This is a genomic window from Streptomyces broussonetiae (genome assembly GCF_009796285.1).
Classification (GTDB): Bacteria; Actinomycetota; Actinomycetes; order Streptomycetales; family Streptomycetaceae; genus Streptomyces; species Streptomyces broussonetiae.
Genome location: NZ_CP047020.1, coordinates 8413546 through 8434862 on the forward strand (window position 1 = coordinate 8413546; position 21317 = coordinate 8434862).

Sequence of the window (21317 nt, forward strand, 5' to 3'; positions counted from 1 at the left end):
GCGCACCCCCGGGTGCCCGGGTCCGCGCCTCCCGGACAGCCGTGTCGCATGCGCCGTAGGGGGGTCAGGAGGGGCGAGCGGACTGCGCCGAGAACTCGCCGGGACCGAGTGCGCGATCCCGCAAGGCGACGACCACCGACACAACGGCGCCGCAGGAGAGGACTGTCGCGAAGCCGATCATCGCGGTCTGCACGGCGAAGTGCCGCAGGGCGATGCTGAACAGGACGGAGGGCAGGCCCATTCCCAGGTACGCGACGACGAAGAACACGGCGAGTACCCCCGCGCGTGAGGCGGGCTCGGCCACTGAACCGGCACGTTCGATTCCTCCCTTGAACAGCAGCCCGGAGCCGGCTCCCGACAGGGACACGGCGACCAGGTAGAGCCAGAGTGCCGGGTGGTAGAGGGAGACGGCGCACAGGAGCAGGCCGACCGGAAAGACCACTGCCCCCACGATCAGGATCCGGGGCAGTGGGAGTCGGCCCAGCACCAGCTGGGCGGCCGCCGCGGAACCGAACATGAGGAAGGCCGCCAGGCCGACCACGAGGTGCGAGTCGGTGCGCAGGGTGCCGTGGAGCACGCTCGCCCCGAGGGAGGAGATCAGGCCGAGGATCGCGAAGGCGAAGGCTCCCAGCGCGCCGGCCGCGCCGAACGCCCGCCGGCCGCCGGGGCGCAGCACGAACCTGCTGGGCGGTTGGGCCGCGGGCAACTCCAGGTCCACGGTCTCCGGGGTGCACAGCACCAGCGCCAGGCACACTGCCATGGCGAGCATGAAGATCGCCTGGGCGGTGATCAGGGGCGTGGGAAGCCACTCGGCGGCGGCTCCGGCGACCAGGGGCCCTGAGGCCAGGCCGCCGAGGTTGGCGGCGGTGGCCACGATGCCGGGCAGCACCGAACCCGTCCGTTCCGGACGGACCTCCTGGTACAGGTCGTGCAGGTACGTCGTCGCGGTCGAGGCCATCAGCCCCAGTCCGACACCGTTCAGGATCCTGCCCGCGATCAGCCCCGGCAGGTCCCGCCACACGATCAGTACGACCGACGCGACGATGCCGACCAGCAGCGCCGGGACGATGATGCGCCGCCGGCCGAACCGGTCCGAGAGGTGTCCCAGTCCTAGGAAGGCGGCCGCTGCGCCCACGACCATCGAGGCGTACGCCACCGTGACCGTGGTCGCGCCGAAGTGGTCCCGGGCCTCGTACAGCGGCCACAGTGGGGTCGGCGCGGTGCCGAAGGCCATCAGCACGGTGAAGGCCACCGCCACGAACCAGAAGCCGGTCGTGTGCGAGGCACGGCGCCGGGCGGGGCCACGGGGCGGCAGGTCGGCGGGAGCGGGTGCTGGGATCCGGAGAGTCGGGTCGTGGGGAGCGTCGGCTGTGGGACGGCTCAGCGGCGTCGGAACGGCAGGCAGGGGTACCCCTCCTCGGGCGGAAGCGGATGGCGCTTTCCATCCTCCTCACCAGCCCGAATCAGTGCCAACGAATGTTTTTGCTGGGCTCCAGCAACGCGAGTGATACTTCTGGTGTGGAGCTACGTCAGCTGGAGCACTTCATCGCGGTCGCCGAGGAGCTGAGTTTCACGCGCGCCGCCCGTCGACTGCACGTGGTGCAGTCAGGGGTGTCCGCCGCGATCCGCTCCCTGGAGCGCGAGCTCGGCTGTGCGCTGTTCGAGCGCACGTCGCAGCAGGTCCGGCTCACCGGGGCGGGCGCCGCGCTGCTGCCGGAGGCCCGGGCCACCCTGCACGCCGCCCAGGCCGCCCAGGACGCCGTGCGCGCCGCACAGGACACGCTGCGCGGCACGGTGAACGTGGGCGCCATGGCCTCGGTCGAGGTGGTGGACCTGCCTGCGCTCCTCGGGCAGCTGCACGCGCGGCATCCGGCGATCGACGTCCGGCTGCGGCTGGCGACGGCCGGTTCGGCGGGACTGGCGCACGCGCTGCTCAGCGGGGACCTGGACGTGGCCTTCCTGTCGCTGCCCGAACGCAAGCCCGCTGGAATCGACGCACGGGAGCTGGCCACCGTGCCGCTCGTCCTGGTGGTGAGCGCCGCCCATCCGCTCGCGCAGCGGGGAAAGGTGGCACTTGCGGACCTCGCGGGGGAGCCCTTCGTGGACTTCCCGCCGGGCTACGGAAACCGAGAGGTGGTCGACCGGGCGTTCGCGGCGGCGGGCATCGCACGCAGGGTGGCACTGGAAGTGCCCGACATCGACATGGGGGCGGCACTGGTCCGGCACGGTCTGGGCATCGCCTTCCTGCCCGCGTTCGCCGTTGCCCGCACCCCCGGCCTGCACGTCCTGGATGTCCTGGACGTCCACAGCACCATGCTCCTCTGGAGCATGCATCTCGGCACGTCGTCGACCCGGCGGCCCAGCTCGGCTCTGCGGGCACTGCTCGACCTGGTCGACCTCCACGTCATGGCCCTGTGACGCTCGGGCCGGGGGCCGGACGTCACCCGTCGGTGGTGTCCGGCTCCTGCGTTCGCCTCGCTCCGGCCGCGACATCTGCCGCAGCATCCGCTGACGCTCCCTCTGCCGTTGTCCACAGGCGGCGTCGGACACCTTCTCGGCCCCTTCGGGGCTGGTGCCGAAGGGGCCGTCGATCATAGCGATGGCGGTGATGAATCAAGGCCCCATCTTCCGGCAGTGAGGCATCAGCCGGGTCCGCCCAGCACGATCTTCCACACTCGGGTCGCCACCTGGAGGTTCAGCCGGTCCTCGACGTTCGCGAGGTCGTGGCCGCTGATGTCGCGGATGCGCTGGAGCCGATAGCGCAGCGTGCTGCGGTGGATCGCGAGGGAGTCGGCGGTCTCGTCGTAGTTGCCGCCGCAGTCGAAGTACCGGGACAGGGTCTCCACCATGGCCGCGTGGTGCCGGGAGTCGTAGTCGATGAGCTGCCCGAGCCACTCGTGGACGAACGTCTCCAGTTCCCGGTAATCGCTGCCGGGTCCCAGGATGCGGTAGAGGCCGAGCTCGTCGAAGAACGTCGTGCCGTAGCGCTCGCGGGAGTGGCGGCGCACGTCCAGGGCGCGCTGCGCCTCCTGGTAGTGGTGGGGGATGTCGTTCAGGGAGTCGGAAGGGGCGCTCACCCCGATCGTCCCGGACCGTGTCCCGGTCTCCCGGGCGAGCGCCTCGTACAGCGCGCGGGCGTGCGGCCTGCCGCCAGTGATGAGGATGACGTGGTCGGAGCCGCGGGTCAGCAGCGAGCGCATGCCCACCGCAACGGCCGCCCGCCCCACGGTCTGTGCGAAGGAATCGTCGGCGGTCCGGTTCGACCACTGCACCACGACGACGGAGTGGCTGCGGTGCAGGTCGTGTCCTACTGCCTCGGACCGGGCGTAGGCGCTCGCCTCGTCCGTCCCTGCCAGGAGGTCGTCGGCCAGCTCGCGGTGCAGCCTCAGCTCCACTTCGGCCAGACTGCGCAGGTGCGTCAGCTCCAGAGCGAGCGACGCGGCGGCGTGTCGAAGCGCGAGTACGGTGTGCTCGTCGGCCTCGCCCCGGGCATCGACCAGCGCCAGCACGCCCAGGATCTCGCCGTGTGTGCGGATCAGCGTGATCAGCCGGTCCCTTATCCGCACCGGCCCGGCCTGACGGGCGACGGCGTGCAGCATTTCGTCCTGGCGCACGGGGTCCGGCTCGGGATAGGGGACGGGGCGGCTGGGGCCGGTCCAGGACCTCAGCCGACCGAAGCGGTCCTCGACCAGCGCGGGAAGTCCAGTGAGCCCGTGCAGTGCGCGGGTGACAGCTTCCTCGCCGCCACCCGAGGCAGCCACGTCGGCCATGAGAGCGTGAACGGCTCGCTCGTAGCCCAGCTCGGCCACCACAGAGATCAGCTGCCGCTGGAGGGCTGTGCGTTCCTCCCGCAGCCGGTGCAGCTCCAGCGCGTCCTCGCGTTGGCGGCGGTGCGCGAAGGCCACTGACATTGCGGCAGCGGTGTGCCGGACGAGCATGGCGAGCAGGGACCGCTCGGCCTCGGTGGGCCGGGAGCGGGACGTGACCACGAGGTAGCCGTGGAGTACCCCGGGTCCGCGTAGCCCCAGGGCCCGGCCCCAGGGCCTGCCGGCTACGCTCACCTCGCCGTCCTGCCCGGCCAGCTCCCGCACCCTCCGGCCCACGGCCAAGGCATGCGTCTGCCCGTTCCTCGGGCTGGGGACCAGGTCGCCGCCCACCTTGAGGTATCCGGCCTCGGCGCTGTACGGCCCCGCGGCGACCATGTGCTCCATGGCCAGGCGCAGGATCTCGCCTTCGTCCGGAGCGTCGAACTGGGCGCGGGAGAGCGCGACCAGTTCGAGGAGGGCATGGGCGGCTGGGGTGCGAGCGGGCAGGCGGGGCCGCCTGGGCGCGGCCGTGGAGCGCCGCCCGGAGCTGCCCCGCGGAAGGCTGCCCTTCCGGTCGGAGTAGCGGTGGTACAGGCCGTACGCCCGACTGCCGACCATGGGATCACTCCGTCCTTCGGAGGTGAGCGGCTTTCGTGTACCCGGTCCCGGGCCGGCTACCCGAGGTGTGTGGGTTCATTCTCTCGTACTCGTGGGGCGACCGGACCCGTGCATTCCTGACTCGTCAGGCGCAGGCGTGGAGCCACCCGGTTCGTCACCCTGGGGAGTGCTCGAGACCCTCCGTGCGCACCGATGGGAAACCGGCGGAGTCCCACCTCTACCTGAACGAACGTGATCCGGAGAGTCGACGCAGGCGCTGCACCGGGAGGAGTTCCTCATGGCCAAGGCAGTGGGCATCGACCTGGGCACCACCAACTCGGTGATCGCCGTGTGGGAGGGCGGCGAGCCGTCCGTCGTGCCCAACAGCGAGGGCAACCGCACGACACCGTCCGTGGTGGCCTTCACCGACACCGGGGAACGTCTGGTGGGCCAGCTGGCCCGGCGCCAGGCGATCCTCAACCCCAAGGGCACCATCTACTCGGCCAAGCGGTTCATCGGCCGGCACTTCGACGAGATCTCCGACGAGGCCAGGGCGGTGGCGTACGACGTCGTCGAGGGCGACGGCGGGGCGGCCCGCTTCAAGGTGCGCGACAAGCTGTACGCGCCTGAGGAGATCAGCGCACAGGTGCTGCGCAAACTCGCCGACGACGCGTCCAAGCAGCTGGGGGAGCGGGTCACGGAGGCGGTCATCACGGTGCCCGCCTACTTCAACGACGCTCAGCGCACCGCGACCAAGGACGCCGGACGGATCGCCGGGCTGGAGGTGCTGCGCATCATCAACGAGCCGACGGCGGCCGCCCTCGCGTACGGCATGGACAAGAAGGAGCACGAGACCGTCCTCGTCTTCGACCTGGGCGGCGGCACCTTCGACGTGAGCATCCTCGACGTCGGCGACGGCGTGGTGGAGGTGCGCTCCACCGCCGGTGACAGCCACCTGGGCGGCGACGACTTCGACCGGCGTCTGGTGGACTACCTCGCGGACGACTTCCAGAAGGAGAACGGCATCGACCTGCGCAAGGACCCGCAGGCGCTGCAACGACTGTTCGAGGCGGCGGAGAAGGCCAAGACCGAGCTCAGTTCGGTGACGCAGACGCAGGTCAGCCTGCCGTTCATCACCGCCGACGCCTCGGGCCCCAAGCACCTCACCGACTCGATCATGCGGTCCACCTTCGAGCAGATCACCGGCGACCTGGTGGAGCGCTGCCTGGGACCGGTGGAGCAGGCGATGGCCGACGCGAAGGTCGGCGAGAGCGATATCGACGAGGTCATCCTGGTCGGCGGTTCCACCCGCATCCCCGCCGTCCAGGCCCTGGTCCGCCGGCTGACCGGCGGCAAGGAACCCAACATGAGCGTCAACCCCGACGAGGTCGTGGCCCTGGGCGCCGCGATCCAGGCCGGGGTGCTCAAGGGCGAGGTCAAGGACGTCCTGCTGCTCGACGTCACACCCTTGTCGCTGGGCGTGGAGACGCGCGGCGGAGTGATGACGAAGATCGTCGAGCGGAACACCACCATCCCGGTGCGTCGCAGCGAGACCTTCTCCACCGCGGAGGACAACCAGCCGGCCGTCGACGTGGTGGTGCTGCAGGGCGAGCGCGAGCGGGCCGCCGACAACCGGGCGCTGGGCCGGTTCCAGCTCACCGACATCCGGCAGGCGCCGCGGGGCGAACCACAGGTCGAGGTCACCTTCGACATCGACGCCAACGGCATCCTCAACGTCAAGGCCCGCGACCGGGACACCGGCAAGGAACAGGGCATCACCATCAGCGAGAGCTCCAACCTGGACCGCAGTGAGGTCGAACGCATGGTCCAGGAGGCCGAGCGCAACCAGGGACAGGACCAGGCACTCCGCGAGGCCGTCGACGCCCGCAATGAACTCGACGCCGTCGCGTACCAGGTCGAGAAGCGTCTCGCCGAACTGGGCGACGCGGCGCCCGCGCACGAGAGGGCACGCGCCGAGATGCTCGTGTCCGACGCCCGGGCGGCGGTCAAGGAAGAGGCGGGCGTGGAGCGTGTGCGGCCTCTGACCTCCGAACTCCAGCAGGTGCTCGCCGGGCTGGCGGCCCATCAGGGCGCCGCCGCCACGGGCGGCGGTCCCGGCCAGGACGCCGACACCGGCGGTCCCACGAGTGGCGGTGGCGGTGACGATGATGTCATCGACGCCGAGTTCGACAAGGGCTGAGGCGCGCCATGCCCACCCACCCCCAGGAACCCGACCGGGCCGCGTCGGATCCGGGCGTACGGGTCCCGGAAGGCGCCGGACGCCGTCCTCGCGGGGATTTGCCCCAACCGGGCCCGCCCCGGCCCGAAGCGGCGAACGGCGAACCGGGACCTGATGCCGCCGGCCCCGCGCCTGCCGAGGACGAGTACACGACCGCGATCCAGGAACTGGAGGACCGCTGGCGGCGCGCACTCGCCGACCTCGACAACCTTCGCAAGCGTCACGCCAGGGAACTGGAGCGTGAACGGGCGGTCGAGCGGTCCCGCACGGCGGCCGCCTTCCTCCCCGTCCTCGACAACCTCGAACTCGCCCTGACCCACGCCGGCGCCGATCCGGGCGCGATCGTGGAGGGCATCCGGGCCGTACGCGACCAGGCGGTGAACGTCCTCGAACTGCTCGGCTACCCGCGGCATGCGGAGACCGGCGTCGCCTTCGACCCGGCCCGGCACGAGGTGGTCGGTGTCGTCCAGGACCCCGGCGCTCCACCGGGCACCGTCATCGAGGTGCTGCGCCCCGGCTACGGGGACGGCGAACGGCAGCTCAGGCCCGCCGCCGTGACGGTCGCGAAGCGGGAGTGACCGGTCATGGCACGGGACTTCTACGAGGTGCTGGGCGTGTCGCGGACCGCGAGCCAGGACGAGATCCAGCAGGCCTATCGCAAACTCGCCCGCAGGTACCACCCGGACGTCAACAAGGACCCCGGGGCGGAGGAGCGCTTCAAGGACCTCAACGAGGCATACAGCGTCCTGTCCGATCCCAGGACCCGAGCCCGCTACGACCGCTTCGGCGAGGATTTCCGTAAGATCCCGGAGGACTTCGACGAACGGGTCGCGGCGGGAGCGGGCGGCGGCTTCCGCGGTCGGAGGACCGCAGGCGCGGGCGGTCCTCGCGTCCGGTACGCCACCGGCTTCGGCGACGACTTCGGCGCCGAGGGCATCGACATCGAGGACCTGCTCGGCTCCATGTTCGGAGCCGGCGCCGCCCGAGGCGGCGTCCCCGGAGCGGACCAGGAAGCGGAACTGCCGCTCGCCGTCGAGGAGGCGTACCGAGGCGGCCGTCGCACCGTCACACTCGCCGGCCCCACCGGGCAGCCGCGGCGCTACGAGGTCGACGTGCCGCCCGGCGTCACCGACGGGCAGCGCATCCGGCTGGCGGGTGAGGGTGGCCAGGGCAGTGGTGACGCCGCCGCGGGCGACCTGTACCTGCGGGTGCGTATCCAGCCCCACCCCCGGTTCCGGCTGGACGGCCGTGACGTGCACGTCCAGGTCCCCGTCGCCCCGTGGGAGGCGGCCCTGGGTGCGACCGTGCCGGTGCCCACGCCCGGCGGCGGCACGGCCAAGGTCACGGTGCCCGCGGGTTCGTCCAGCGGCCGGCGGCTGCGGCTGCGCGGCGAGGGCATGCCGAACCCGCGGGGCGTGAACGGCGACCTCTACGCCGAACTTCGCGTCATGGTGCCTCCCACCCTCGGCGACCGGGAGCGCGAACTGTTCGAGAAGCTCGCCGCCACTTCCTCGTTCGACCCCAGGAGGACGCGATGAACGACCGACCCGCGGGAGCGGGAGGCATCGGCCGGGCCGGCGTGGGCGCCCGTCCGGTACGAACGGGCGCCGACATCACCGCCTCGACGGCTGTCCGGTACGCGCTCGTGCCCGTCCCCAGGCTCTCCCTGGCCGCCGTGGCCCGTCGCTCGGGCCTCCACCCCGATCTGATCCGCCGGTTCGTCGCCCTCGGCCTGGTCGACGCCGAACGCGACTCCGGGGGGCGACTGGTGTTCGACCCCACGGCCCCGGCGGTTCTCGCCCGTATCCAGCGGCTGCGCACCGGACTCTGCCTCAACTACGCATCCATCGGCCTGGTGCTCGACCTGCTCGACCGCATCAGCCTGCTCGAAGCCGCCCTGCGCGGCCGCGGCACGAGGAGTGAAACACCCCCATGGACATGAACCGTCTCACCCAGAAGTCCCAGGAAGCCCTCCAGGAGGCCCAGAGCGCGGCCATCGGCATGGGGCAGACCGAGGTTGACGGGGAACACCTGCTGCTCGCGCTTCTCGATCAGGAGGACGGTCTGATCCCACGGTTGCTGCAACAGGCCGGCACCGAGCCGAAGGAGCTGCGCGCGGCCGTGCGCGAGGAACTCTCCCGCCGCCCGAAGGTCACCGGTCACGGCGCGGCACCCGGCCAGGTCTTCGTCACTCAGCGCCTGTCCCGCCTGCTCGATGCCGCCGAGCGGGAGGCCAAACGCCTCAAGGACGAGTACGTGTCCGTGGAGCACCTCCTGCTCGCCCTGGCCGAGGAGGGCTCGGCGACCGCCGCCGGACGCCTGCTCAAGGAGCACGGCGTGACCCGGGATTCGTTCCTGAGCGCGCTCACCCAGGTCCGCGGCAACCAGCGCGTCACCTCCGCCAACCCCGAAGTGGCCTATGAGGCTCTGGAGAAGTACGGCCGCGACCTGGTCCTCGAGGCTCGGTCCGGGAAGCTGGACCCGGTCATCGGCCGTGATGCGGAGATCCGCCGCGTCACCCAGATCCTCAGCCGCAAGACCAAGAACAACCCCGTCCTCATCGGCGATCCCGGCGTCGGCAAGACCGCCATCGTCGAGGGCCTGGCCCAGCGCATCGTTCGCGGCGACGTCCCCGAGGGCCTGCGCGACAAGACGGTGTTCGCTCTCGACATGGGCTCCCTGGTCGCCGGCGCCAAGTACCGCGGCGAGTTCGAGGAACGCCTCAAGGCCGTGCTGTCCGAGGTGAAGGCAGCCCAGGGGCGCATCCTGCTCTTCGTCGACGAACTCCACACCGTCGTAGGTGCGGGCGCCGCCGAAGGGGCCATGGACGCGGGCAACATGCTCAAGCCGATGCTCGCCCGCGGCGAACTCCACATGATCGGCGCCACCACCCTCGACGAGTACCGCAAGCACATCGAGAAGGACGCCGCCCTCGAACGCCGCTTCCAGCAGGTGCTGGTCGACGAGCCGAGCGTGGAGGACACCATCTCCATCCTGCGCGGACTGCGCGAACGCCTCGAGGTCTTCCACGGCGTGAAGATCCAGGACACCGCGCTGGTCTCCGCGGCCACCCTCAGCCACCGCTACATCACCGACCGGTTCCTGCCCGACAAGGCCATCGACCTCGTCGACGAGGCGTGCGCCCGACTGCGTACCGAGATCGACTCGATGCCCGCCGAACTCGACGAGATCACCCGCCGCGTCACCCGCCTGGAGATCGAGGAGGCGGCCCTGTCCAAGGAGACCGACGCCGCCAGCAAAACTCGCCTGGAGGAACTGCGCAAGGAACTGGCCGACCTGCGCGGCGAGGCCGACGCCAAACACGCCCAGTGGGAGGCCGAACGGCAGGCCATCCGCCGCGTGCAGGAACTACGCCAGGAACTGGAGCAGGTCCGCCACGAGGCGGAGGAGGCCGAACGCGCCTACGATCTCAACCGCGCCGCCGAACTCCGCTACGGCCGCCTCCAGGACCTGGAGCGCCGGCTGAGGGCCGAGGAGGAGCAACTGGCCGCCAAACAAGGGCAGAACCGGCTGCTGCGCGAGGTCGTCACCGAGGAGGAGATCGCCGAGATCGTCGCCGCCTGGACCGGCATCCCCGTCGCCCGTCTCCAGGAGGGCGAACGCGAGAAGCTGCTGCGGCTCGACGAGATCCTGCGCGAGCGCGTCATCGGCCAGGACGAGGCCGTCAAACTCGTCGCCGACGCCATCATCCGCGCCCGCTCCGGCATCCGCGACCCGCGTCGCCCCATCGGCTCGTTCATCTTCCTCGGCCCCACCGGCGTCGGGAAGACCGAGCTGGCCAAGACCCTCGCGGCGGCCCTGTTCGACTCCGAGGAGAACATGGTCCGCCTCGACATGAGTGAGTACCAGGAGCGGCACACCGTCAGCCGGCTCATGGGCGCACCACCCGGATACGTCGGCTACGAGGAGGGCGGCCAGCTCACCGAGGCCGTACGCCGCAAGCCGTACTCGGTCGTGCTGTTCGACGAGATCGAGAAGGCGCACACCGATGTCTTCAACACCCTGCTTCAGGTCCTCGACGACGGCCGCATCACCGACTCCCAGGGCCGCACCGTCGACTTCCGCAACACCGTGATCATCATGACGTCCAACATCGGCTCCGAGCACCTCCTCGACGGCGCCACCGCCGAGGGCGAGATCAAGCCGGACGCCCGCGCCCTGGTGATGGGCGAGCTGCGCGGGCACTTCCGCCCGGAGTTCCTCAACCGCGTCGACGACATCGTGCTGTTCAAACCACTCGGCGAGCGGCAGATCGAGCGGATCGTGGAGCTGCAGTTCGACGAACTGCGCCGCCGCCTCGCCGAACGCCGCATCACCGTCGAACTCACCGATGCGGCACGGGAGGTGATCGCCCACCAGGGCTACGACCCGGTGTACGGGGCCCGGCCGCTGCGCCGCTACATCTCCCACGAGGTCGAGACGATGGTCGGGCGCGCCCTGCTGCGCGGTGACGTCCAGGACGGCGCGACGGTCCGTGTGGACGCCGAACATGGCGAGCTGGTCGTCACCTACGACCAGCCCGAGGACGTGAAGGGAGCGCGGGCGGCATGAGCACGATGCAGGCGACGACCGTCAGATGTCCGAACTGCGGGCGCACCAACCGGGTGCCCGTGGCCGCGGAGGGCCGCCCCAAGTGCGGCCACTGCAAGCAGCCCCTACCGTGGATGGTGGACGCGGGCGACGACGACTTCACCGAGGTCGCCGAGCGGGCCGACGTCCCCGTCGTGGTCGACCTGTGGGCCACCTGGTGCGGCCCCTGCCGCATGGTCAGCCCCGCACTGGAGAAGGTCGCCACCGATCTCGCCGGCCGAATCAAACTCGTCAAGGTCGACGTCGACAAGAACCCCCGACTGTCGCAGCGTTTCGAGGTCCAGGCCGTACCGACACTGCTGATCCTCTACCAGGGCGAGACGGTCGCCCGGCAGGCGGGGGCGGCGCCCGCCCCCGCTCTGCGCCAGTGGGTGGAACAGTCGATCACCGCCCGGAAAGGGTGATCCGGATGACCCTGCACGCAGACCCCCACCTCGCGCATGTCCGGCCGGTCCAGCCGCTGACCCCAGAAGGGTGTCAGGAGTGTCTGACGCTCGGCTCCCCGTGGGTCCACCTGAGGCTCTGCCTGACCTGCGGGCACGTCGGCTGCTGCGACTCCTCGCCGAACAAGCACGCGCGCAGGCACGCAGCTGCCGTCGCCCATCCGATCGTGCAGTCGTTCCAGCCCGGCGAGGATTGGCGCTGGTGCTACGTTCACGAGGCGTTCGTCTGATGTCCGGCGACCAGTCGCTGCCGGGCGAAGGACCGGTGCCGGAGAAAGCGGACGAGGCCGCCTTCTGGGAGACCCCGGACATCCACGGTGCGTATCCGCGCCTCACGGAGGACCAGACAGCACGTCTGGCGGAGCACGGGCAACGCCGGACCATGGCTCCGAACGACGTGCTGATCCGGGAGGGGGAGCGCTGCGAGACGTTCTTCGTCGTCCTCAGCGGTACCGTCGCCGTCGTCGAGGACTACGGCACTCCCGAGGAGCACGTGCTGCGCGTGCACGGCCCGGGTCGCTTCATCGGCGAACTCGGCCTGCTGTACGGACAAGTGGCCTTCTACACCGCTGTCGCCAGGGAGCCGGGCGAGGTCCTTGTCGTCTCCTTGGACCAGTTGCGCCACCTGGTGTCCCAGGACGCCACCATCGGGGACATCGTGCTGCGCGCCTGTCTGGGCCGTCGCGCGCTGCTCGTCGGACAGGGCGCCGGCTTCCGCATCATCGGCTCGCGCTACTCGCCCGACACCAGACGGCTGCGCGAGTTCGCCGTCCGCAACCGGCTGCCGCACCGCTGGATCGACCTGGAGACCGACGAGGAGGCCGAGGAGCTGCTGCGCCGCTTCGGCGTCGGCCCGGCGGAGACACCACTCGTCATCTGGCGGGACACCACCCTGCTGCGCAACCCCAGCAACGCGGAACTGGCCCGGCTCATCGGCCTGCCGTCACTGCCCGCCGGAAACCGTCACGGCGACGTCCTCATCGTGGGCTCCGGACCCGCCGGCCTCGCTGCCGCGGTATACGCCGCCTCCGAGGGCCTGAGCACCACGGTGGTGGAGGCGATGGCCACCGGCGGCCAGGCCGGCACGTCGTCCCGCATCGAGAATCTGCTCGGCTTCCCATCCGGCATCTCCGGCGCCGAACTCACCGAACGCGCCGTGCTCCAGGCCGACAAGTTCGGCGCCAGGATCAGCCTTCCGCTGGAGGCGACCGGTCTCCAGCCCAAGGGCGACGACCACTACGTCGTGGCGTTCGCCGACGGTAGCGAGATCGCCGCCCGCGCCGTCGTCCTGGCCATGGGTGCCCGCTACCGCCGGCTCCAGGTGCCCGGCATCGAAGCCCTGGAGGGAACGAGCGTGCACTACTCGGCGACCGTCTACGAGGCCCAGCAGTGCCGCACCGACCCGGTGGCCGTCGTCGGCGGAGGCAACTCGGCGGGCCAGGCGGTGCTGTTCCTCGCCGGGTACGCGCCGAAGGTGCACCTGCTGGTCCGAGGAGCCAGCCTCGAGGCCAACATGTCCCGCTACCTGATCGACCAGGTCGAGCGCCATCCGCGGGTGGAGGTCATGCTGCACACCGAGGTCACCGAGGTCATCGGCCGGGAAGTGCTGGAGGAACTCGACGTGGTCGACAACCGCACGGGCGTGCACCGCCGGCTCGCGGTACGGAGCCTGTTCGTCTTCACCGGCGCCGAACCGCACACCGAGTGGCTCGCCGGCACCATCGCCCTCGACTCCCGCGGCTTCGTCCTCACCGGGCCGGAGGCCCAGGAAGCCTGCACCTCCCCCGAGGTGTGGCACGGCCGCGGGCGCTCGTGCATGACCCTGGAGACCAGCCTGCCCGGGGTCTTCGCGGTAGGGGACGTTCGCAGCGGCTCGGTGAAGCGGGTGGCCTCCGCGGCCGGTGAGGGCGCGATGGCCATCCACTTCGTGCACCGGCACCTGGGGCACTCGGCCGTACCCGGCACCACGGGCACGTCAGCTGTCGCGGGCCACTCGGACGTCTCCCCACGCATACGTCACAAGGAGTCCGCATGGCTCGGATGACGAATGGCGGACGATGGGATGACGAGAAGCAATGAGGAGGCGATGGCGATGGCCATGCCTGTCGACGCCACCGCGGTGGCGCCGACAGTAAAGGCCCGTCTGGGCACCCACCCTGGCAGTTTCTAGGGGTCGTCGCAACACGTGGTCGTGTTGATCAGGCCGTGAGCAGTTTATGCAGGCGCTCGGCTGGGGTTTCCCAGCCGAGCGTTTTGCGTGGGCGGCCGTTGAGTTCGGCCGCTACGGCCTCCAGGTGTTCGCGAGTGTGGACCGAGAGGTCGGTGCCCTTGGGGAAGTACTGCCGCAGCAGGCCGTTGGTGTTCTCGTTCGAGCCGCGCTGCCAGGGACTGGCCGGGTCGCAGAAGTAGACCGGGACGTCGGTGGCGATGCTGAAGCTCTTGTGGGTGGCCATCTCGGCGCCCTGGTCCCAGGTGAGTGAGCGGACCAGGTGTCCGGGCAGCGTCCGGACGGTGTCCACCAGGGCGTCCCGGACGTGTTCGGCGCTGCGGCCGTCGGGCAGGTGCAAGAGCATCACGTAGCGGGTGGCGCGTTCGACGAGGGTGCCGATGGCCGAGGCTCCGTCCTTACCGATGATCAGGTCGCCTTCCCAGTGGCCGGGCACTGCCCGGTCTTCGGCCTCGGCGGGACGTTCGCTGATCATGACCATGGGGTCCCGGAAGCGGGGCTGCCGGCTGCGGGTCTGCCGCTGGGGCTTGCGGCGGGTGCGCCCCGAGCGCAGTGCGCGGGCCAGCTCACGGCGCAGTTCCCCACGGCCCTGGACGTAGAGAGCCTGGTAGACCGTCTCGTGGACCACATGCATCTCCGGCCGGTCGGGAAACTGTGACTTCAGAGCGTGGCATATCTGTTCCGGGCTCCACCGGCGGTCAAGGCCGGCCTGGACGAAGTCTCGCAGCTCAGGGATCCGGTGGATTTTCCGCGGCTTGGGGCGGGGACGGCGGCTGTCCGCGCGAGCCTGAGCGGCGTAGGGCCGGTAGCGCCACTGACCGGTGGTGCCCGTGGTGCGGTTGCGGCGGATCTCGCGGCTGATGGTGGACGGGCTGCGGCCCAGTTCGGCGGCGATGGCCCTGACCGGTGCTTTCTCCCGTATCCGGTCGGCTATGTAGATCCGCTCGTCCTGACTCAGGCACCGCGTCGAAGAAGCGGAGAACGGCACCACCGGACGAACCGGTGGTGCCGCCTTGTTCCGGCCGGACGGTCTACGTCCGTTGCGCCAGCGCCTGCCGGTCTTCGAGTTCACCCCGACGATCCGGCACGCGTCCTCGTTGCTCACACCCTGCTGCATGAGCTGGAAGTATGCAGCTCGCTCAGCAGAGAGCTTCTTGCGGCCCTGAGGGCTCCGCACCTTCCGAATCTCGAAGTCCATCGCATCCCCTGAACTGGGGTGTTGCGACGACCACTAGAACGGAAGCCCTCTCAATCCTCTGGCCGAGTTCGACGAACTGCTCAACCAGGTGAGCGGCCTGCTGGAGTCGACGGTGGGCGCGGCACCGGCGGTCGCGTGGACGCCTCACGCGGACGTGTCGGAGTCCGAGGACGCGTTCCACATAGCGAGCCAACTCCCCGGAGTGTCGGTGAAGCGCTCCAGACCCGACTCTTCGCCCGCCTCATCGCGTGACTCCCCGACACCATCTGGGGGATTGAGTCCCACGCCGCCACGCTGGTGGCGTCGCTCATCCTCGGCAAGGCGGCTTTCGGCCCGTCCGGCCCGGTGTTTCCCCCGCTCGTGCCTGCGATCGGCGTGGTCACGGCGGTCGTTGGCGTCCTGACCGTCGCGCGGCACGCCCGACTTCTCATAACTGACGCATCGTCAAGCAAGTCGGCGTCTGATCAGCATCAGTCCCCAGAGGGTCTTCCCGGCAACGTCTGATCGGCGGCGTCACAGCAGCCTGGTTCGCACGGAAATGCAGGCAGGGAACCCTGTCGTCCAAGTGAAGCGATGTTCCTCACAATCATCGACTCCGACGGGTGCCGGTGTAGAGTGAAGACCGCCCTTGACCTGCAGAAAGCAGGCAGGGAGCCGTCTTCCAGGAGTCCAAAGTGCTGCGCACTCTGTTCAAGTCCAAGATCCACCGCGCCACCGTCACCCAGGCCGACCTGCACTACGTGGGATCGGTGACCATCGACGCGGATCTCCTCGACGCCGCCGACCTGCTGCCCGGCGAGCTGGTGCACATCGTCGACATCACCAACGGTGCCCGGCTCGAGACGTACGTCATCGAGGGTGAGCGCGGATCAGGGGTCGTCGGGATCAACGGGGCGGCCGCCCATCTCGTGCATCCCGGGGACCTGGTGATCATCATCAGCTACGCTCAGGTCACCGACGCCGAGGCGCGTCAGCTGCGGCCGCGGGTGGTACATGTCGACGCGGACAACAGGATCGTGTCCCTCGGCGCGGACCCGTCCGAGCCGGTGCCCGGCACGGACCAGCAGCGCAGCCCGCAGGCCCGCCCGGCCTGACCGGACCGCCGGACCAGGACCAGACCAGGAGCGTGGGAGCCCATGAGCGAGATCGAGATACGCGACGACCGGGCGGCGGGCCGCCTGGAGGCCGTGGCCGCGGATGAGGTCGTCGGCCACATCGAGTACTTCGTGCTGGAGTCGCCCGCACGCGCCCTGGTTCCGGTCCACACCATCGTCGAGCCCGCCCACGAGGGCAAGGGCATCGCCGGCTCCCTCGCCCGCGAGCTGTACGCCCTCGCCGAGCGCGAGGGCGTCCCGGTGGCCCCGCTGTGCCCGTACGTCGTCAAGTGGGCCGAACGCCACCCCGAGGTCGCCCCGCCGGCCGACCCGGAGCTGCTGACGGCCGCGAAGGACTGGCTGCGGGCCCACCCCGGCCGCTTCTGAGTGGGCTCTTCGTCCTGACGGGTGAGTGGTCGAGGCGTCACCGGGCAGGTGTGGGATGAGTCCAGAGAGCCGACGACGTCCCGTGCCTGCCTGGAGGACCCCATGACCACCCCGGACCCCTACCCCAGCCCGGTCCCGCCCCCGGCACCTCCGCCCAGCCCGGCCCCACCGGAGCCGGGACCTCAGCCCTCACCGCCGCCACAGCCCCCACCACCCTCGCCCCCGGCCCCGCCGGAACCGTCACCGTCCCCGATCCCACCCGGCCCGGAGCCGGTACCGAACCCGGAGCCCGGCCCGCCCCTGACCCGCAGGTGAAAACCCCGGGCCGGGCAGGGGCGCGAGCGCGAGGAACTGCGCGCCGCGTCGCCATCGCGCCCGTGTCGCCATAGCGCGCAGCCGCGTCGCCCGCGCCGACGTCGTGCCCGGTGTCACGTCGTGCCCGGTCTCACGACACGCCCGGTGTCACGACACGCCCGCTGCGACGTCGTGCCAGCAGTCATGACGCGCCCGCAGCCGCGCACGCAGCAGTTCCCCGCGCCCCGCGTCCCTCGCTCTCAGGCGCGCACCGCGGTCGCTACGCGGAAACCTCCGACCGGTCCCCACCCCACAGCGTGTGGAACGATCCCTCGCGGTCCACCCGCCGGTACGTGTGTGCCCCGAAGAAGTCCCGCTGCCCCTGCGTCAGAGCCGCCGGCAGGCGATCCGCCCGCAGCCCGTCGTAGTACGCAAGCGCCGCCGAGAAGCCCGGCGTCGGCACACCCTGCCGCACCGACGCGATCACCACCTCGCGCCAGTCGTCCTGCGCTCCCGCGATCTCGCGCGCGAACGTCTCGTCCGACAGCAGGCTCGGCAGGTCGGGGCGGGCGTCGTACGCGGCGCGGATGCGGTCCAGGAAGGCCGCCCGGATGATGCAGCCGCCCCGCCAGATCGAGGCCACCGCACCGAGGTCGATGTCCCAGTCGTACTCCTCGCTGCCCGCCGTGATCTCGTGGAAACCCTGCGTGTACGACACGATCTTGGACGCGTACAGCGCCTGCTCCACCCGGTCGGCGAAGGCCGCCGCCTCCTCCTCCTTGCCCAGCGCCTTGGGCTTCGGCCCCGCCAGCCCCTGCGAGGCCGCACGCAGCGCGGCGTGCCCGGACAGCGAGCGTGCGAAGACCGCCTCGGCGATGCCGGACACCGGAACGCCCAGGTCGAGGGCGATCTGCACCGTCCAGCGGCCGGTGCCCTTCTGCTCGGCCTCGTCGACCACGACGTCCACGAACGGCTTGCCCGTGGCCGCGTCCACGTGGGACAGCACCTCGGCCGTGATCTCGATCAGGTACGAGTCCAGCCGGCCCTGGTTCCAGGTACGGAAGACGTCCGCGATCTCGGCGGGGGAGTACCCGGCGACGTCGCGCAACAGCTGGTAGGCCTCGCCGATCAGCTGCATGTCGGCGTACTCGATACCGTTGTGGACCATCTTCACGAAGTGCCCGGCGCCGTCGGGGCCCACATGTGTCACACAGGGCGCCCCGTCCTTCGCCTTCGCGGAGATCTTCTCCAGCATGGGCCCCAGCGAGTCGTACGACTCCTTGGGACCGCCCGGCATGATGCTCGGCCCGTGCAGTGCACCCTCCTCACCGCCGGACACACCCATGCCGACGAAGTGGATGCCCTGCTCGCGCAGCGCCTTCTCACGGCGCCGGGTGTCCGCGAAGTGCGCGTTCCCGCCGTCGATGATCATGTCACCGGGCTCCAGCAGCGGCGCGAACTCCTGGATCACCGCGTCCGTCGGCTCACCGGCCTTCACCATGATCACCAGCCGGCGCGGGCGCTCGAGCGCCGCCACGAACTCCTCGGCGGTCTCGGCCCCGATGAAGTCGCCCTCGCTCCCGAACTCCTCCACCAGCGCCTTCGTCCGTGACACCGTACGGTTGTGCACGGCGACCGTGTAGCCGTTGCGGGCGAAGTTCCGGGCGAGGTTGCGGCCCATGACCGCGAGGCCCGTGACACCGATCTGCGCTGAAGTGCTCATGCCGCCTGCTCCCTGGTTGCCTCGTGACTACGGCTCCGTCAGTACGGGTCCTCGCCCATCCTTGCGTGCCGCCGCAGTGAGCGCACATCAGACCCGCCGGACTTGAGTACGCGCCGACGGCGCCGGACGCCTCAGTCCTGCCCGGATCAGGTCAATCGGCAGCCGTTCCCGGCCACTTGGACGGTGGGGGCGGCCGGTTTTCCGTCTTGTCATGGCCTGTTCGCTGCGCTTAGTTTTGCCCCTCCTGACGCATGCCGAGGGGACATCGGACATGGCCGTACGCGGCCGGCATCGCCGGTACCAGCCGAACAGGATCAATCGCGCCTCACTCACCGTCACCGCGGGCGGCGCCGGACTCGCGATCCCGCTGGTCGCCGCCGGCACCGCCGGCGCGGCCGACGCCTCCATCTGGAACAAGGTCGCCGCCTGCGAGTCCAGCGGCAACTGGAGCATCAACACGGGCAACGGCTACTTCGGCGGGCTGCAGTTCACCCAGTCCACCTGGGAGGCCTACGGCGGCACCCGGTACGCGCCGCGCGCCGACCTCGCGACCCGGGGACAGCAGATCGCCGTCGCCGAGCAGGTCCTCGACGGGCAGGGACCCGGTGCCTGGCCGCTCTGCTCGGTGCGGGCCGGGCTGACCCGGGGCGACGCCGATCCCGGCGTGCACACGGACAGCGCCGCGACCCGGCCCGTTCAGGCGGAGAAGAAAACCTCCGTACGGGACGTACGGCCGCAGACCACCCCGCAGTCCCGGGCCGGCCGGGCCGAGATGTACACGGTCGTGCACGGCGACACGCTCTCCGGCATCGCCGACGAGCACCACGTCCGCGGCGGCTGGCGCGGGCTCTACGCCGGCAACCGCGGCACGATCGGCGCCGACCCGGACCTGATCCTGCCGGGCCAGCGGCTCAGCCTGCACGCCACGGCTGCCCCCGGCACCAAGTCCCCCAAGCGCAAGGCCCCTTGGGAGCACAAGGCCCCTGCGGAGCACAAGACCGCGCACACGGCCGCGCCGCAACGGACCAGGAGTACCGGCCGCACGCTCCTCGCCCCGGTCGACGCGCCCATCGGCACCGGCTACCACGTGGCCGGCTCGCGCTGGTCGAAGGGCTACCACACCGGCGTCGACTTCCTCGTGCCGACCGGCACCTCCGTCAAGGCCGCCGAGGCCGGGCAGGTGGTGGCCGCGGGCTGGGGCGGCTCCTACGGCTACCAGGTGGTGCTCCACCACGCCGACGGCCGCTACACCCAGTACGCCCATCTGTCGGCCATCTCCGTGCGGATCGGGCAGAACGTCACCGCGGGCCAGCGCCTCGGCCGTTCCGGAGCCACCGGAAACGTCACCGGTCCGCATCTGCACTTCGAGGTGCGGACCGGGCCCGAGTTCGGTACGGACATCGACCCGCTCGCCTATCTCCGGGCCGGCGGCGTCAGGATCTGACGCACGTACGGCCGGTGTCCAGGAACGGCAGCGGCAGCAGGGCGCCCGCGGCGAGCGCCGAGTAGGGCACGGCGCGCGCCCGGACGGCGGGGGGTTCACCACTCCCGGCCTCCGGGCCGCTGCCGCGCGGAGCGGGCAGCAGGCCGTCGCCCGGAGCGGGCTCGAGGCCGTCGACCGGCGGCGGGGCCGGCAGGTCGCGCGGGGCCGGTTCGCCGAGCCCGTCGCCGTCCTCGGCGGGCGCGGGCCGCTCCGCCTCGGCCGGTGCCGCCACGCGCTGCTGCGGCAGTCCGGCAGGCGCGTGCAGCGCGGCGGCCGACGTACCCGCCGAGGACGCGGACGTACCCGCCTGCGCGGTCGTACCGGTGCGTTCGATCCGCTCGGTGGTCAGCATGACCAGGCCGCCCCCCGCGACCACCCCGCAGGTCACGGCGAGGCCGGTGCCCAACTCGCCGTAACGGAACGACTCGCCGAACATCAGGATGCCCACGGCGGCCGCCAGCACGGGGTTGACCACGGTCAGCGTGGCCAGCGGGGCGGCGAGGCCACCGCCGCGGTAGGAGGCCTGGGACAGCACGACGCCCGCGACCGCGAACAGGCCGATCACGGCGAGCGAGGGCAGGTCGCTCAGGTCGATGCCGTGGGTCCAGTCCTCGGCGACCGTCTTGGTGAAGACCGAGGACATGCCGAAGGCGATGCCGGAGGCGGTGGCGATGAGCACGCTGCGCACCGCCGGGTGGCGGTGGGCGGCCAGCCCCGCAAGCGTCAGCGCGGCGACCGCGCCCCCGGTGACCAGCGCGACCGCCACCCGCTGGGCCGTGTCGAGCGAGTGCGAGTCGGAGGAGCCGACCACGGACAGCAGACCGGCGAGGCCCACCGTGGCCATGACCGCACCGCGCCAGGCGGTCGCCCCCGCCCCGCGGCCGACGAACAGCGCCGCCATGGGCAGCGCGAAGACGATGGTCAGCGCGCCGAGCGGCTGGACGAGGCTGAGCGGACCACAGGCCAGCGCCACCACGTGCAGCACACCGCCGAGACCGTTGAGCGCCAGCGCCCCCCACCAACTCGGGCGGCGCAACGGCATGTACGTGCTGTCGGGAGAGGACACCGCGACCTGCTCCTGCACGATCGCGCCGCCCGCGTAGGCGAGCGCGGACACGACCGACAACAGCACGGACAACGCGAGGGCGCTCATCGGCGTCTCCTCTGCGGGGGACGGGGGCTGCGAGCCCGGTGCGGCGAACGGTCGGCTTCCAT

16 protein-coding genes and 1 pseudogene are annotated in these 21317 nt (G+C 71.1%); 12 read left to right on the plus strand and 5 right to left on the minus strand.

Features of this window, described 5'->3' with window-relative positions:
* Positions 1 to 64: 64 nt before the first annotated feature.
* Positions 65 to 1252, minus strand: coding sequence for an MFS transporter (locus tag GQF42_RS38415; protein ID WP_233273628.1), 1188 nt, complete (start codon positions 1250 to 1252; stop codon positions 65 to 67).
* A gap of 266 nt (positions 1253 to 1518) precedes the next feature.
* Here GQF42_RS38415 and GQF42_RS38420 point away from each other — a divergent pair, with 266 nt between their 5' ends.
* Positions 1519 to 2418 carry a LysR family transcriptional regulator gene (locus tag GQF42_RS38420; protein ID WP_158927684.1) on the plus strand — a complete coding sequence of 300 codons (900 nt, stop codon included), beginning with the start codon at positions 1519 to 1521 and terminating at the stop codon, positions 2416 to 2418.
* Positions 2419 to 2642: 224 nt separating this feature from the next.
* Here the strand turns inward: GQF42_RS38420 and GQF42_RS38425 are convergent, their stop codons facing one another.
* A complete protein-coding gene (locus GQF42_RS38425; RefSeq protein WP_199272944.1) occupies positions 2643 to 4424 on the minus strand; it encodes a helix-turn-helix domain-containing protein in 1782 nt (593 codons plus the stop codon).
* 277 nt (positions 4425 to 4701) lie between these two features.
* On the opposite strand from GQF42_RS38425, the gene dnaK reads away from it, so the two are divergent.
* The 8 genes from dnaK to GQF42_RS38465 are packed head-to-tail and all read left to right on the plus strand — an operon-like array spanning position 4702 to position 13740.
* On the plus strand, positions 4702 to 6603 hold the full coding sequence (dnaK, locus tag GQF42_RS38430) for a molecular chaperone DnaK (RefSeq protein ID WP_158927685.1): 1902 nt from the start codon (positions 4702 to 4704) through the stop codon (positions 6601 to 6603).
* Between the two features lie 8 nt (positions 6604 to 6611).
* Complete coding sequence (locus GQF42_RS38435; RefSeq protein ID WP_158927686.1) at positions 6612 to 7220, plus strand: nucleotide exchange factor GrpE; 609 nt, start codon at positions 6612 to 6614, stop codon at positions 7218 to 7220.
* A gap of 6 nt (positions 7221 to 7226) precedes the next feature.
* A complete protein-coding gene (locus tag GQF42_RS38440; protein ID WP_158927687.1) occupies positions 7227 to 8180 on the plus strand; it encodes a DnaJ C-terminal domain-containing protein in 954 nt (317 codons plus the stop codon).
* Positions 8177 to 8584: a chaperone modulator CbpM gene (locus tag GQF42_RS38445; protein WP_158927688.1), complete on the plus strand. Its 408-nt coding sequence runs from the start codon at positions 8177 to 8179 to the stop codon at positions 8582 to 8584. The genes GQF42_RS38440 and GQF42_RS38445 overlap by 4 nt, the downstream gene beginning before the upstream one ends.
* Positions 8575 to 11214, plus strand: a complete 2640-nt coding sequence (gene clpB / locus GQF42_RS38450) for an ATP-dependent chaperone ClpB (protein WP_158927689.1) — start codon at positions 8575 to 8577, stop codon at positions 11212 to 11214. The genes GQF42_RS38445 and clpB overlap by 10 nt, the downstream gene beginning before the upstream one ends.
* Positions 11211 to 11657 carry a thioredoxin gene (gene trxA / locus GQF42_RS38455; RefSeq protein WP_158927690.1) on the plus strand — a complete coding sequence of 149 codons (447 nt, stop codon included), beginning with the start codon at positions 11211 to 11213 and terminating at the stop codon, positions 11655 to 11657. Before clpB ends, trxA begins: the two co-directional genes overlap by 4 nt.
* Positions 11658 to 11662: 5 nt before the next feature.
* Complete coding sequence (locus GQF42_RS38460) at positions 11663 to 11926, plus strand: UBP-type zinc finger domain-containing protein (RefSeq protein ID WP_158927692.1); 264 nt, start codon at positions 11663 to 11665, stop codon at positions 11924 to 11926.
* Positions 11926 to 13740: an FAD-dependent oxidoreductase gene (locus GQF42_RS38465; RefSeq protein WP_158927694.1), complete on the plus strand. Its 1815-nt coding sequence runs from the start codon at positions 11926 to 11928 to the stop codon at positions 13738 to 13740. Before GQF42_RS38460 ends, GQF42_RS38465 begins: the two co-directional genes overlap by 1 nt.
* Before the next feature lie 154 nt (positions 13741 to 13894).
* On the opposite strand, the gene GQF42_RS38470 is transcribed toward GQF42_RS38465, so the two are convergent.
* Positions 13895 to 15121 carry an IS30 family transposase gene (locus tag GQF42_RS38470; RefSeq protein ID WP_158927696.1) on the minus strand — a complete coding sequence of 409 codons (1227 nt, stop codon included), beginning with the start codon at positions 15119 to 15121 and terminating at the stop codon, positions 13895 to 13897.
* Positions 15122 to 15795: 674 nt separating this feature from the next.
* Here GQF42_RS38470 and panD point away from each other — a divergent pair.
* Both panD and GQF42_RS38480 read left to right on the plus strand, forming a co-directional pair.
* Positions 15796 to 16215: an aspartate 1-decarboxylase gene (panD, locus tag GQF42_RS38475; RefSeq protein ID WP_158927698.1), complete on the plus strand. Its 420-nt coding sequence runs from the start codon at positions 15796 to 15798 to the stop codon at positions 16213 to 16215.
* 33 nt (positions 16216 to 16248) lie between these two features.
* Positions 16249 to 16602, plus strand: a pseudogene (locus tag GQF42_RS38480) (GNAT family N-acetyltransferase); the annotation flags it as partial.
* A 574-nt stretch (positions 16603 to 17176) separates the two neighbouring features.
* On the opposite strand, the gene gndA reads toward GQF42_RS38480, so the two are convergent.
* A complete protein-coding gene (gndA, locus tag GQF42_RS38485) occupies positions 17177 to 18619 on the minus strand; it encodes an NADP-dependent phosphogluconate dehydrogenase (RefSeq protein ID WP_158927702.1) in 1443 nt (480 codons plus the stop codon).
* Between the two features lie 271 nt (positions 18620 to 18890).
* Between gndA and GQF42_RS38490 the strand changes: the two genes are divergently transcribed.
* The gene (locus GQF42_RS38490; protein ID WP_158927704.1) at positions 18891 to 20063 is read left to right on the plus strand and encodes a transglycosylase family protein; all 1173 of its coding nucleotides are present in this window, start codon (positions 18891 to 18893) and stop codon (positions 20061 to 20063) included.
* Here the strand turns inward: GQF42_RS38490 and GQF42_RS38495 are convergent.
* On the minus strand, positions 20053 to 21255 hold the full coding sequence (locus GQF42_RS38495) for a DMT family transporter (protein WP_158927706.1): 1203 nt from the start codon (positions 21253 to 21255) through the stop codon (positions 20053 to 20055). The two genes, GQF42_RS38490 and GQF42_RS38495, sit on opposite strands and share 11 nt — an antisense overlap.
* Between the last annotated feature and the right edge of the window lie 62 nt (positions 21256 to 21317).